Source organism: Bacillus massiliigorillae (genome assembly GCF_000380245.2).
GTDB lineage: Bacteria > Bacillota > Bacilli > Bacillales > DSM-1321 > Bacillus_AD > Bacillus_AD massiliigorillae.
Genome location: NZ_HG428744.1, coordinates 173,560 through 186,446 on the forward strand (window position 1 = coordinate 173,560; position 12,887 = coordinate 186,446).

Consider the following 12,887-nt stretch of genomic DNA (forward strand, 5'->3'; position numbering starts at 1 on the left):
AATAACGTTCAAACTTAAAGTAACTTGCCTTACTGTCATCGTATCATGTTATGTGTATACATAACAAAAGAGACCACTCATATAAACGAGCAGTCTCTTCTATAGTTTCATATCAATATTATTCTCAAATATGAAGTGATTTACAGTTGTTTTACTAAGTTCATAACAATTTCAGCTGAGTTTTCTGCAGCCTTAATTTCGAACTCTTCGTATGTTACATCCGCTTCACCGTTCGCTAAATCAGAGATTGAACGAATGATTATAACTGGTACGTTATTTACGCTTGCAACGTGTGCGATAGCTGCGCCTTCCATCTCAGCAGCATATGCATCGTGATCTTTAATCAACTCTGCTTTAAGATCAGCATTACTTACAAAGATATCACCAGAAGCAATTGTTCCGATATATGCTTTGTTATCTTTTAAAACTTCATTTGCAACTTTTTGAGTTTTTTCAGCTAACTCTTTGTCTGTTTCGAAATAAGTTGGTTCACCATTCTCAGACATGTCTGAGATGTATCCTTTTTTGTGACCGAACGCTGTAATATCCATGTCATGCTCTACAGCACGATTTGAAACAACTACATCGCCAACTTTTAATTCGCTATATAATCCACCAGCTACTCCGCTGTTAATTAATGTACTTACATTAAAATCGTCAATTAAAATTTGTGTACATAGTGCCGCATTTACTTTACCAACACCTGATTGAACAATAACCACTGATTTACCGTTTAATTCACCAGCATGGAACTCTAATCCAGCTTTCTTCGTTACTTTAACATTTTCAAGCTTCGACTTTAATGTCTTCACTTCAGAATCCATAGCCCCAATAATACCAATTGGTTGTACTTGTTCTTTCTTTTCTGGTGCTTCTTCTTTTGCTTTCTCATTAGATGAACATCCTGTTAAAATTGCAAATAAAGCCATCATGATGACTAAAATCTTCTTCATGTAGTAAATCTCCTTCGTTCGTGTAATAGGTTCTTTCAACAGAACTTATTATATTAATATAATTCGTGGTCTGTCAACACTAAAAACGAATATTTAAGAATAAAAACACCTATAACGTTCGTTTTTAATTCTTTTTTTCAGTACCCCCCTTCAATTATTCTGCAAAACACTATTTATTTCCTAACAACAAAAAAGCACAGAGCCATAAAGCTCTGCACTTTTTTCACGTAGTTATTTTCAAGGTTATAACACTTAAAATTAATATAGCTAAAGATATAATCTGCCCTCTATTTAGTTTTTCTTTAAACCAAATAACGCCTAAAGCAGTAATTCCAATTGCTCCTACTCCTGCCCAGACTGCATATGCAACACCTGGGGGAATTTCTTTCATTGAATATGTTAGCATGGAAATGGAAAATACAAACCCAATCACAACAACAGCAATTGGTGTTTTACGCTTCCATCCATCAATATATTTCATCGCAAATGTAGCGACAACTTCTTCTAGTCCTGCTAGTATTAAAAATAACCATGCCATTATGAATGACTCCTTTCATTCTTCGGTTTATCATCCGTTGACATTTTTAATCCAATAATACCAGCTAATAGCCCTAATACGGCTACACCTTGAATTAAAGAAAATTCTTGTCCAGATAACACACTAATAATGTATGTTCCGATTGTACCTATTCCAACGAAAACACTGTATGCAACTGCTACTGGAATTCGTTTATATGAAATAATTAATAGCACGAAGCTAATTGCAATTATGGAAATTAAGATAATCCATTCCATTGGCGTTGACACAACCTTTAAGCTAGATGCCCAAATTACCTCTAGCGCTCCTGCAATCAACACTAATACCCAACCCATATTTTCACTCTCCATGTTTGATGACTGACCGTCAGTCTTGATGTCTAATAATAAAAAGTAGATAAAACAGTCTTATCTACCTCTTCAACCCAATCGCTCTATAAATAAATTGTGCTACTTCATTTTTATAATAGTCAATTGAATCCTGCTTTTGATCTTGAAAGTAATATCGTTCTGCTGCCTGATCAATTAAATTAATAATAATTTGAGAAGCGTGACGTGGGTCAATCTGTTCCAAAATATAACCTTCTATCTGCCCTTGTCTAAGCTGTGCATCTAGCCAATTATAATATGGGCCATAAATCAATTCCCATTTACTAAAAAACTTCTCATAGGCAAATCTAGAATATGATAATAGAATGATGTTTTTATACATATTCGTATACTTAAACTGTACATCAATAATTGTTTTAATAAGTTTCTCAAATGTTTTATTTTCTAAGTTGTCATATTGATTTTGAATTTCTACCATTGTTTTTTGTAATAAAGACTCGGTAAGGGCTGGTACAAGTGCCGCTTTAGAATCAAAATAAAGATAAAATGTTCCCTTTGCTACTTGAGCCTCACTTACAATATCCGAGACTGCTGTTTTATCAAATCCTTTTTCTGAAATGACTTTATGAGCAGCTTGTAGAATTCGTTCGTACTTATCACCTTTTTTCGCCATTTACTAATAACCCACCTTACATTCGCAAAAATGACCCGCGGTCATTATTCTTTTATTCTATCTGTTTTTTTCTCTTTTGTCAAAAAAAACGAGCGACAAACGTCACCCATTTTTGCTGTTAACAACGTTTATTCTTTGTCAAACCTTACACCTGGCACACTCTGTCATAAGCCCATCCATTTTGAAAACCAAAAACGGGTTTTCAAGAACGGCTCGTCTTATATCTGCCGTGTGCCTTCTTTTTAATTAGTAGTTATTCGAAGAAGTATATTCGTTAATTAAAAAGAACTGGTGACGGTTTTTCTTAAAAGATAAGAATATATATAAATTTGTACTGTGTCTAGCTCCAGCACCCCGCGACTAGTAGATTTCGCAAAACGGGCGCTTGCGCTTTTCCTATTTCCCACAGCACTTTTTATATTTTTTCCCACTACCACATGGACAAGGTTCATTTCTTCCAACTTTCTTCATCGTTGGTTTATGATCTGCTACTACTGCCGTTGGTTTAGGTGATAATTCATTAGGTGTATACCCTTTTAATGACCATAATCTTGTATGATTCATAACATTAACAACAAATGGAATGAAACGTTGTAAATCTTCTACGTTTTCGAATGGTAAATATTTACCGAACAATCCTACAACCTCTGCTAAAGGCTCACCAGATTGAACCATAAACATGCATTCACCAATTATTTCATCCATCGTATCTGCAGTTACATCATACTTACTATTAATGTATTGTATTAATTCTTGAACTTGTTGTGTTCGTGTATAAAGCTCATGTCGATTCATGGTATACATTAATTCTTCTGGAATTGGGTAGTAATTAAGTTCAGTTTTCTCAGATTGTAATTTTTGTAAGCCTTCTTCATCCTCAATTAAATCATCAACTAAATAATCGCCACTGATTTTGAATGAATTATAATACTGTACTAAGTGATTAACATATTCAACGAACCATTTCGCATCAAGCTCTTCACCTAAATGCTTCTCAACCATTGCTTGCGCAGTAGCCAAGTCTACCATTCCGTAATATCGAATCATGCCAAACAACAGATTCGTGATTTTTTGGTTTTTATTCACCAATTCCTTTAATTGAACTGGCTCTAGCTTAAAGAATTGAGCCATTACTTCTTGAGGCATAACAAGAATTTGTTGGTCTTCTTGTACTGCTGGGTGAATATAGCCCACACTACTTAAATAAAACACATCTTCCATATCTAACTGTTCCATTTCAACAATACCGCTTTTCGACATAAGGCGTAGAATAGCTGCGTACTGATCCACATCCATCAATTCTGCTTTAGTAGCTACAGACTGAGGTATATGCTCATTTAATGCCACTACAAGCTCTTTCTTACGTAAGGAACTCATATTCTTCAATTCTAAATTACGACGAATATTTTTTAACTGCTCCATGTTTAACGCATTCAATAATGTCTCTAACTTATATTCGTCCACTACTTCAACATTCATTACTTTCTTTTCCTCCTAATATAAAAAGCGAACAACTACTATTCGCTAGTAACTCTTATATTCCGATAACAATTTCTTCTAGCATCAACCATTTTATCGATGAATAAAAAAAGAATCAATACTTCATTCATTCCTTTTTACCACATTGACATAGTTAGAATCTAGACAATCTAATCACATAAAGTATATTTTAACACTTTTAGCAACTTATTTCATTTCATTTGAAATATACAGAAAAGAGTAGCAAAGATCTCATCTCATACTACTCTTTTTTGTATATTTTTGTAACATAAAATACCATATTACATCTACAATTCCATACCATTGAGCAATTCACGTAAAGCCTTCAAGTCTTCAGTTGTTAATGTTACACCTTTACCCATCTTCTCGTGGTTAGGTGCCCAATCTCGCAAATCATATTTTGCAGATTTGCCATTCCAACTAATTAGATTTAATTCCTTATTCCACCCTTTTGGTGATTGTGATAATGTTCCTATCTGTTGCTTGATTTCATATTTAATATCTGCCATGCCAAAACCTCCATACTTATTTTCGTTTCGGTTTGTATTGGTAGGACTTTCGCAATCACTGTCTGATCAACTATAAACGCCACTTGACAATAACAGTATTCCCCAAAATCATCATAAATCCCACCAGCACTACGTGTCCCTTTAGCTACGGTTTTATAACTATTAGCGACATAACCGACTTTACCACCTATATTTTCAATTTCTACTTGAATTGCTTCACCATCGTATTTATTGTTGTAATCTTTCTTAAGCTTAAGAATTTGACCGACATTAAATATTTCTACCCCAAAGTAATGATTAAGACCGACAATTGAAATAAATTTCTCATCCATATCGATTCTCTCCCCATTATATCGTTTTTAATTTTCCTTCTATATAAATTATAACGCAAAGCCTATACAAAAAATGATTATCCTTTTACTCGCATTCTGATTAGAACTAAAAACAAGCGTGTTCAAGTAAATGAACACGCTTGTTTTTAGTTCAACTGATAATAACGCTCTATTTTGTCTTGAATCATAGTAATAGCTTTTTGACGATTTATTTGATTAACAACATCCATTAAATCGTGCGGATAAAAAATAATGGCTTTACCGCCCATTAAGTAATCATCTTCCAGCGATAAATGAAAAGTATCATTCTCAAAATAAATATAAGGTGTTACATCTTCATTCTGTTCAAAAGCATCCTTCACTTGCTCAAATAATAATTTAGCTACATCGTATAACAAAATAACCCCTCCCTAATTCTTACAATACTTTTATATACAAGAAAAGAGTAGCCTCTATAGCTACTCTTCATGTTTTTTCAATTATTCTTCTAGTTAATTCAATATATTACTTCTTTTTAGCTGGACGTTTTCGTTTTTTCTTTTTTCGTTTATTTGGATTTGGCTCTTTTTCCTTGATAAAGCGCAAAATAATAAATGCTAAATAAACAGCTAAAGATACATAAAAAAGAATCGGTACATGTTTAAAATCGGCTCTCCATAAAAGGATGAACATATAAATCATAAAAATACTAGTTATAATTCCATTCTTGGGAAGCTTTACATCTTTTAAGCTTGGTATTTTAATTTTACTAACCATCAAGTAGGCTAATACATAAAACAGAATCATAAACACGACTGGATTAATATAATGGTTTAATAGTATGAAGAAAGTAACTACCCCACCAGCCATTGTAATTGGTATTCCAGTGAAATATTCCATCGATTCCTCTGTTTTCGTAAGATTAAACCTTGCTAAACGAAACGCACCGCATAACGGGAATAGCGCAGTAAGAGCAACACCCCAAACTCCCCAATCATCAAAATATGTAAGTGCAACCATATAGGCCGGTGCAACACCGAAGGAAACAACATCAGCTAAAGAATCTAGCTGCTTCCCTAAATCGTTTGAAACTCCAAGAATACGTGCAATTCTACCATCAACCGCATCAAGCATAATCGCGATAAAAATAAGGATTGTCGCATTCGCTATTTCACCATTAACCGTAAAATGTAGCGATAAAAAACCACAAAATAAATTTCCAAAAGTAAATAAATTAGGTATATGTCTTTTCATAAATTTCTTCTTTCATAAAGATTATATTGATATATTATATCCACTTCTCAGTCCCCTTATCATGTTTTCATTCATGATTGCAGCTAACTTCTATACAAAGACTACACTATTCATCATAGAAAAATCAATGTAGTCCATAAGATCGAATTATCGTACAGGATACTTTACTGCATTTTTAATTAACTTAGCTTCCACTTCTTTCTCCAGATCAATCTCCAATTTATCCGCTAACTGAACTAAATATATTAACACATCCGCCATTTCTTCTTTTATATTTTGCTTAGTAGCTGCAATAGCTTCTTCACTGCTTTTCCACTGAAAATTCTCCAATAGCTCATTTGCTTCTAATGAAATGGAAATCGCTAAATCTTTCTCATCATGATATGGTTTCCATCCTCTTTCATCACGGAAGGCTAAAATTTTATCTTGAATGTTTTTCATAAAAAGGTCTCCTTTAATCGAATACATCTATTGTACCTATTTTAGATTGTTTTTTTCAAAAGTTATTAAAAACATGCATCTGCATAGTATGACGAAAGGCTTCATTGATTTATATATAGAAACGAATTAATAAAGGACAACTTACTATTATTACGAACAAGAATACATCAGGTTCCTGATTTTTAGTAAAAAAAAGACATTTCCTTTAATTACTTCGTTGGTTAATAAAATAAGACACAAAAAAGCCTTGTAGTCCAAGGCTTTTTTTGTGTCTTATTGATTTGCTTTTTTAATGGCTTCAGCAATTGTTACTGTACGTTTCGCTTGATGCTGTACTGACGCTTCAATATCCTCTACCATTTCACCATTTTGATCTACTGTTACACTTGTTCCGTAAGGGTTACCTCCAGAACCAAATATAACTGGATCTGTATAACCAGGCGCTGCTACGATTGCACCCCAATGATACATTGAAGTGTATAGAGATAGAATAGTCGCTTCTTGACCACCGTGAGCATTTTGTGCTGAACTCATTGCACTTACTACTTTGTTTGCTAATTTTCCGTGGAACCAAAGACCACCAGTTGTATCAATGAAGTTCTTCATTTGACCTGGCATGTTACCAAAACGTGTTGGCACAGAGAAAATAATGGCATCTGCCCATTCTAAATCAGCTAAAGTTACCTCTGGAACATCTGCAGTTGCTGCAATATGTGCTTTCCAAGCTGGATTAGAATCAATTGCTGCTTGTGGAGCTGTTTCTGGCACCTTTAGTACTTTTACTTCTGCCCCAATTGCTTTTGCTCCTTCTTCAGCCATTTTCGCCATCTTGTAGTTCGTACCGCCTGAACTATAATAAACTACCGCTAATTTTACACTTTCCATCTTTTCAATCTCCTCATCACTTGTTTTTTTGAATAATTTATCGAATAACCCCATGTTGTTTCACCCTTTGATTTATATTGACTAAATCACCTTTCTCTAAAGACTAGTGACATTTTTTCTTTTTAAAACTTCTTACTATACCAAGTAGTTGCTTCTTCTACCTCTGAACGTGTTAACGAATGCCCATAATATTCCCAATGAATCGTTACATCGGCTCCTGCTTTCTCCAATGTTGTGAATAATTCCTCTGACTCTGCAGCAGGACAAATTGGATCATTCTTACCAGCTGCAATAAAGACAGATGCACCGTCTAAGTTAGGTAACTCGATACCACGTCTAGGAACCATTGGATGATGTAAGATTGCTCCCTTTAATGCATCACCATAATGAAACATAAGACTTGCTGCAATATTAGCTCCATTTGAATAACCAATGGCGATAATATTAGAACGATCAAAATCATATTCCTTCGCTGCTTCATCAAGAAATGCATTCAATTGTTGCGTGCGATAAATTAAATCTTCCTCATCAAAAATCCCTTCTGCCAAGCGACGGAAGAAACGTGGCATTCCATTTTCCAACACTTCTCCTCGTACACTTAATACTGAAGCATCCCCATCTACTAAATCAGCTAATGCTAGCAAATCATGCTCGTTTCCACCTGTTCCATGAAGTAAAAGTAAAGTTGGTTTCTCGTTACTTTTACCACGTTTAAAAATATGCTTCACAACTAGTTCCCCCTATTGTTATTCAGGTCTTTCAATGGAAAAGACCTCACCTATTTTTGCATAATTACTACCAGCTAAACGGCTCACCGCTCCTAATCCCTCATGTTCAATTCGACCTTGATTATAAAGACCTTCAGCTATATGATAATGAACCACTTTACCAATCAGTAAATCGCAGCCATTATGATGATCTCCACCTAATTCAATTACTCTTTCTAAAACACATTCCAGTCGAACCTTTGCTTCTTTTATCCCGGGAGTTGCAACCTTCGTACTAGGTATAACAGTTAAATTCGTTAATGCTATTTCACTTTCATTAGCAGGAAGCATTGCTGCCGTTTCATTTACTTGATGTACAATTGCCTCATCCACCACATGAACAACAAATTCTTTTGTTTCTACGATATTTCTAGCAGTATCTTTTCGCTTTCCATTTTTCCTTTGAACAGAAATCGAAATTAGAGGCGGATTAGATGAAACAATATTGAAAAAGCTAAACGGAGCTGCATTTAGCGTTCCATCGCTAGCAACAGTTGTGACAAAAGCAATCGGTCTTGGAATGATACTTCCTATTAAAAACTTATAGTTTTCTCTTTCGCTTAAATCATTCGGATCAATCGAAATCATATGACTCGCTCCTTATCAACTTAGTCAATATCTCTTACTTGTAAAGGTATTAGAACATCTTCCAGTTGACCACGATGAACTTCATACTGAGGTGGTAGCATTAAATTTTGCCCCATTGTCTCGTGTGATTCATCATGCGCAAATCCTGGAGGGTCAGTTGCTATTTCAAACAGTATTTCACCATGCTCTCTAAAATAGATGGCATTGAAATAGCTTCGATCTCGTACAGGTGTAACGCCATAACCATGCTGACTCACATGTTGCTTCCAATCTAATTGATCAGCATCATCTTTTGCACGCCACGCAATATGATGAACTGTACCTACTCCCATTTGCCCTCTTTCTACGACAGATAATTTAATATCAATCACATTGCCAATGTCTCCAATCGAGCGCAGTCGAAGAAAATCGCCTTCTTGCCCAACCTTTTCAAGCCCCATAACATTCTCTAGCAACTTAGCTGTACTTTCTGGTTTTGAAGATAATAGAGTGGCACCACCAAACCCTTTAATAGCCACATTTGGAGATACGTCACCAAATCTCCATGTATTCTTATCTCCATCTTCTCTTTCCACGATTTCTAGTAACAGTCCATGTGGATCTACAAAAGTTAAGTATTGCTCACCAAAACGCTCCATTTTGGCAAACTCGATATTGAACTTTGTTAGTCTTTCTTCCCAGAATGACATAGCCCCAACTGGTACAACATATGAAGTTACACCTACTTGACCACTCCCAAGCTTACCTTGATGAGCATTAGCCCATGGAAAGAACGTAATTATTGTTCCAGGCGCCCCACCTTCATTTCCAAAATACAGATGATATGTCCCTGGATCGTCAAAGTTAACCGTCTTTTTTACTAAACGTAATCCTAAAACCCCTGCGTAGAAATCTACGTTTTCCTGAGGATGGCCAACAATTGCTGTTATATGATGAATACCCATAGTTTGTTTACCCATGTTTATCTCCCCTTAAATGTAATTCCACTTTATCGTATTTTCATTTCGTATATCTCTAATTCGAGATATATTGTTATAAAAAAATTAGCTCTTCGGAAGGCCAATTTTTTTAAGTAATTCAATCGTAGTCTCTAATTCTTCATTTGTTAAGTTTGCAAAGATATCTTCAATCGTTGCTTCATGCTTTGGAAAAGCTTCTTGAATAAACTCTTTACCATTTTCAGTGATAGCGGCATATGTTACACGTCGGTCAGTTGGACATGCTTTTCGTTCAACAAAACCTTTCGATTCCAACTTATCAACCACATACGTAATGCTACTGCTAGCTAATAAAATTTTCTTACCGATATGTTGAATTGGTTGATCGCCTTTATGAAAGAGAAGTTCCAGCACTGCAAACTCAGTTGGATTCACCCCATACTTCCCCATATCTTGTTTCACTTTATCTTGCACAGATTGTGAAGCGCGCATTAATACGACTAATGCCTTTAAGGATAAATTCGTTTCCATCGTTAATACACCCTTTACTTCATTTATTATCTCGAACATGTTTATTTAAAATTAATTTATCTCGAATATGAGATAATAATAACTGAACTAAAATGAAATGTCAAACAGTTTCACTAACACTTTTTTTATTATTACAGTTGAAAAGGCACTCCAAAAAGTGATTTGCAACAATTTTTGGAGTGCCTCCCGCTTAAATTATTTTAAAGTACGCTTTAAAAACTCTTTTGTACGCTCTTGCTTTGGATTATTAAAAATTTGCTCTGGACTTCCTTCTTCTGCAATAACTCCTTTGTCCATAAAGACCACACGATCCGATACTTCACGAGCAAAATCCATTTCATGCGTTACAATCAGCATTGTAAGCCCTGTTTGAGCGAGCTCTTTCATAACCTTTAACACTTCCCCAACCATTTCAGGGTCAAGTGCTGACGTTGGCTCATCAAATAGTAATACATCCGGCTCCATAGAAAGCGCTCTCGCAATAGCTACTCGTTGCTTTTGTCCCCCAGATAATTGACTCGGTTTTGCATGAATATATTTGTCCATTCCAACTATCTTCAAATACTTCATCGCCGTTTTCTCAGCTTCTTCTTTTGAACGCTTCAATACTTTAATTTGTCCAACCACACAGTTTTTTAATACATCATGATTATTGAATAAATTAAATTGCTGAAACACCATACCTAGCTTTGTACGATACTCCAGAATATTATGCTTTTCATCTAGTATATTTTCATTATGATAAATAATTTTGCCACCACTTGGCTTCTCTAGCAAGTTCACACAGCGAAGAAGAGTTGATTTTCCAGAACCTGAAGAACCGATAATACAAACAACTTCTCCTTTATTTACCGAAAAATTAATATCCTTCAACACTTCATGTGTGCCAAAATGTTTGCTTACATGTTGAATTTCAATAACCTTTTCCAACCTTTTTTTCACCCGCCCATATAAATCCTCAGTTTACCTACTATTCATCTAATTAATTACTGTTCATTTTATAATTTTCCGGACCATCTAATTTCTTTTCGATATAACGTAATATTAATGTTATGGTAAATGTCAAAACGAAATAAATCATCGATGCAACAAAGAATGTTTCGAAGTATCTGAAATTATTACCCGCAATAGATTTAGACACAAAGAATAATTCAGTTACAGATATTACATTTAAGACAGAAGTATCTTTAATATTAATCAAATACTGATTACCAGTTGCCGGTAATATATTACGAATAACTTGTGGTAAAACGACATTCATCATTGTTTGAATATGGCTCATTCCTATCGCCTGAGCTGCTTCAAACTGCCCTTTGTCGACTGAAAGGATTCCACCACGGACAATTTCCGCCATATATGCACCCGTATTAATAGATACAACAGCCATACCCGCTATTAAAGGATTCATTTGTATATCAAATAAAAGAGCTGGACCATAATAAATCACCATTGCCTGTACAATCATTGGTGTACCGCGGAAGAACTCAATGTAGATTGAAAGGATTACATTGATGAATTTCAAGCCAAATCTTTTAGCTCCTCTTTCTGGCATTGGAACAGTTCGTACTATCCCTGCCAATAAACCAATAACTGCTCCAAAAATCGTACCAATTGTTGCAATTAATAGCGTTACACCAGCCCCTCTAATGAACATCGGCCAGTTTTCTAAAACTATCTGTTCTAACCACTCAAAAGTCACGTTTATCCCCCTATAATGTACAATAAAACCGAATGTAAACAGAATACACTCGGTTTAATATACTTAATTCTTCGCTGCTGGTTGATTTTCAATTGCAGAATCCATAATGCTCATACGCTCATCTTCTGAAATACCTGCTAGAATTTCATTGATTTTTTTCGTCAAGTCGCTATCTTTCTTAACACCTACAGCAATTGCAGTATCATCATCGCTTGTTTTGAATTTGGACTTTTTATCAAACTCTACCATTTTAAATTTCTTGTTCGCAGCTTGTGCACTTACACCTTCTGGGCGTTCTGAAACATAGCCATCAATGATTCCTGATTCTAGTGCTACACGCATAGCAGGGAAGTTATCCATAGCTGGCTTCTTCTCTACATCTTTAATTTGATCAATAACGGAATAATGGAATGTATTTAATTGAGCTGTGATTTTTGCACCTTTAAAATCTTGAATAGATTTTGCATTTACATATTTTCCACCATTTTTTACAACCATAACTAAGTCAGACTTGTAATAATTATCTGAAAAATAAATGGATTTTTTTCTCTTATCTGTTGGTGACATACCTGCAATAACTGCATCAATCTTATTTGATTGTAAAGCTGGTATTAATCCATCCCATTCTGTTTTAACAATAACTAACTCTTTACCTAAGCCATCTGCAATTTTTTTAGCAATCTCTACATCATAGCCACCTGCATACTCTCCACTGCCGTCAATTTTCACAGCACCATTTGAATCATCATTTTGAGACCAGTTAAATGGAGCATATCCAGCTTCTAAACCTACTTTGAAAGTCCCCTTCTTCTCATCAGAAGATTTATCCTCCGACTTGCTTCCCGTGCTTTCACTCGTTCCGCATGCAGCTAAGAACAGCATCATCGTTAAAGATAATGCAAATAATAATGAAAGTTTTTTTCTCATTCGTCTTTCTCCCCTCTTCCTACTTAAACTTATATATCAGACTC

18 protein-coding genes are annotated in these 12,887 nt (G+C 35.0%); all 18 read right to left on the bottom strand.

What is annotated here, in order from left to right; genetic code table 11:
• Positions 1–140 precede the first annotated feature (140 nt).
• The gene (locus TX86_RS21085; RefSeq protein WP_052343814.1) at positions 141–953 is read right to left on the bottom strand and encodes a 5'-methylthioadenosine/adenosylhomocysteine nucleosidase; all 813 of its coding nucleotides are present in this window, start codon (positions 951–953) and stop codon (positions 141–143) included.
• Positions 954–1,176: 223 nt separating this feature from the next.
• On the bottom strand, positions 1,177–1,491 hold the full coding sequence (locus tag TX86_RS21090; RefSeq protein ID WP_042351934.1) for a DMT family transporter: 315 nt from the start codon (positions 1,489–1,491) through the stop codon (positions 1,177–1,179).
• Positions 1,491–1,826 carry a DMT family transporter gene (locus tag TX86_RS21095; RefSeq protein WP_042351935.1) on the bottom strand — a complete coding sequence of 112 codons (336 nt, stop codon included), beginning with the start codon at positions 1,824–1,826 and terminating at the stop codon, positions 1,491–1,493. Before TX86_RS21095 ends, TX86_RS21090 begins: the two co-directional genes overlap by 1 nt.
• A 76-nt stretch (positions 1,827–1,902) precedes the next feature.
• Positions 1,903–2,493 (bottom strand): TetR/AcrR family transcriptional regulator, encoded by a 591-nt coding sequence (locus TX86_RS21100; protein WP_042351937.1) that lies wholly within the window; start codon positions 2,491–2,493, stop codon positions 1,903–1,905.
• Positions 2,494–2,889: 396 nt separating this feature from the next.
• Complete coding sequence (locus tag TX86_RS27090; protein ID WP_369126216.1) at positions 2,890–2,964, bottom strand: SEC-C metal-binding domain-containing protein; 75 nt, start codon at positions 2,962–2,964, stop codon at positions 2,890–2,892.
• A 1,316-nt stretch (positions 2,965–4,280) separates the two neighbouring features.
• Positions 4,281–4,502 carry a YdbC family protein gene (locus tag TX86_RS21110; RefSeq protein ID WP_042351939.1) on the bottom strand — a complete coding sequence of 74 codons (222 nt, stop codon included), beginning with the start codon at positions 4,500–4,502 and terminating at the stop codon, positions 4,281–4,283.
• A complete protein-coding gene (locus TX86_RS21115; protein ID WP_042351942.1) occupies positions 4,466–4,834 on the bottom strand; it encodes an HIRAN domain-containing protein in 369 nt (122 codons plus the stop codon). Before TX86_RS21115 ends, TX86_RS21110 begins: the two co-directional genes overlap by 37 nt.
• Before the next feature lie 146 nt (positions 4,835–4,980).
• Positions 4,981–5,232 carry a hypothetical protein gene (locus TX86_RS21120; RefSeq protein WP_042351944.1) on the bottom strand — a complete coding sequence of 84 codons (252 nt, stop codon included), beginning with the start codon at positions 5,230–5,232 and terminating at the stop codon, positions 4,981–4,983.
• A 106-nt stretch (positions 5,233–5,338) separates the two neighbouring features.
• On the bottom strand, positions 5,339–6,067 hold the full coding sequence (gene pssA, locus TX86_RS21125) for a CDP-diacylglycerol--serine O-phosphatidyltransferase (RefSeq protein WP_042351945.1): 729 nt from the start codon (positions 6,065–6,067) through the stop codon (positions 5,339–5,341).
• A gap of 147 nt (positions 6,068–6,214) precedes the next feature.
• Positions 6,215–6,508: a nucleotide pyrophosphohydrolase gene (locus TX86_RS21130; RefSeq protein ID WP_042351947.1), complete on the bottom strand. Its 294-nt coding sequence runs from the start codon at positions 6,506–6,508 to the stop codon at positions 6,215–6,217.
• A 273-nt stretch (positions 6,509–6,781) separates the two neighbouring features.
• Complete coding sequence (wrbA, locus tag TX86_RS21135; RefSeq protein ID WP_042351948.1) at positions 6,782–7,447, bottom strand: NAD(P)H:quinone oxidoreductase; 666 nt, start codon at positions 7,445–7,447, stop codon at positions 6,782–6,784.
• A gap of 68 nt (positions 7,448–7,515) precedes the next feature.
• The gene (locus tag TX86_RS21140; RefSeq protein ID WP_042351949.1) at positions 7,516–8,121 is read right to left on the bottom strand and encodes an alpha/beta hydrolase; all 606 of its coding nucleotides are present in this window, start codon (positions 8,119–8,121) and stop codon (positions 7,516–7,518) included.
• Between the two features lie 18 nt (positions 8,122–8,139).
• Positions 8,140–8,748, bottom strand: a complete 609-nt coding sequence (locus tag TX86_RS21145) for a flavin reductase family protein (protein ID WP_042351952.1) — start codon at positions 8,746–8,748, stop codon at positions 8,140–8,142.
• 20 nt (positions 8,749–8,768) lie between these two features.
• On the bottom strand, positions 8,769–9,707 hold the full coding sequence (locus TX86_RS21150) for a ring-cleaving dioxygenase (protein WP_042351954.1): 939 nt from the start codon (positions 9,705–9,707) through the stop codon (positions 8,769–8,771).
• Between the two features lie 84 nt (positions 9,708–9,791).
• Positions 9,792–10,217, bottom strand: coding sequence for a MarR family winged helix-turn-helix transcriptional regulator (locus tag TX86_RS21155; RefSeq protein WP_081707792.1), 426 nt, complete (start codon positions 10,215–10,217; stop codon positions 9,792–9,794).
• Between the two features lie 195 nt (positions 10,218–10,412).
• Positions 10,413–11,147 carry an amino acid ABC transporter ATP-binding protein gene (locus TX86_RS21160; RefSeq protein ID WP_042351958.1) on the bottom strand — a complete coding sequence of 245 codons (735 nt, stop codon included), beginning with the start codon at positions 11,145–11,147 and terminating at the stop codon, positions 10,413–10,415.
• Between the two features lie 52 nt (positions 11,148–11,199).
• Positions 11,200–11,916: an amino acid ABC transporter permease gene (locus TX86_RS21165; protein WP_042351960.1), complete on the bottom strand. Its 717-nt coding sequence runs from the start codon at positions 11,914–11,916 to the stop codon at positions 11,200–11,202.
• A gap of 63 nt (positions 11,917–11,979) precedes the next feature.
• Positions 11,980–12,843 carry a transporter substrate-binding domain-containing protein gene (locus tag TX86_RS21170; protein WP_042351962.1) on the bottom strand — a complete coding sequence of 288 codons (864 nt, stop codon included), beginning with the start codon at positions 12,841–12,843 and terminating at the stop codon, positions 11,980–11,982.
• Positions 12,844–12,887 lie beyond the last annotated feature (44 nt).

Coding starts and splice junctions, on each gene's coding strand:
- TX86_RS21170 (WP_042351962.1), bottom strand. CDS start 12,843: ATGAGAAAAAAACTTTCATTATTATTTGCATTATCTTTAACGATGATG.
- TX86_RS21100 (WP_042351937.1), bottom strand. CDS start 2,493: ATGGCGAAAAAAGGTGATAAGTACGAACGAATTCTACAAGCTGCTCAT.
- TX86_RS21110 (WP_042351939.1), bottom strand. CDS start 4,502: ATGGCAGATATTAAATATGAAATCAAGCAACAGATAGGAACATTATCA.
- TX86_RS21155 (WP_081707792.1), bottom strand. CDS start 10,217: ATGGAAACGAATTTATCCTTAAAGGCATTAGTCGTATTAATGCGCGCT.
- TX86_RS21130 (WP_042351947.1), bottom strand. CDS start 6,508: ATGAAAAACATTCAAGATAAAATTTTAGCCTTCCGTGATGAAAGAGGA.
- TX86_RS21115 (WP_042351942.1), bottom strand. CDS start 4,834: ATGGATGAGAAATTTATTTCAATTGTCGGTCTTAATCATTACTTTGGG.
- pssA (WP_042351945.1), bottom strand. CDS start 6,067: ATGAAAAGACATATACCTAATTTATTTACTTTTGGAAATTTATTTTGT.
- wrbA (WP_042351948.1), bottom strand. CDS start 7,447: ATGGGGTTATTCGATAAATTATTCAAAAAAACAAGTGATGAGGAGATT.
- TX86_RS21090 (WP_042351934.1), bottom strand. CDS start 1,491: ATGGCATGGTTATTTTTAATACTAGCAGGACTAGAAGAAGTTGTCGCT.
- TX86_RS21145 (WP_042351952.1), bottom strand. CDS start 8,748: ATGATTTCGATTGATCCGAATGATTTAAGCGAAAGAGAAAACTATAAG.
- TX86_RS21095 (WP_042351935.1), bottom strand. CDS start 1,826: ATGGGTTGGGTATTAGTGTTGATTGCAGGAGCGCTAGAGGTAATTTGG.
- TX86_RS21085 (WP_052343814.1), bottom strand. CDS start 953: ATGAAGAAGATTTTAGTCATCATGATGGCTTTATTTGCAATTTTAACA.
- TX86_RS21150 (WP_042351954.1), bottom strand. CDS start 9,707: ATGGGTAAACAAACTATGGGTATTCATCATATAACAGCAATTGTTGGC.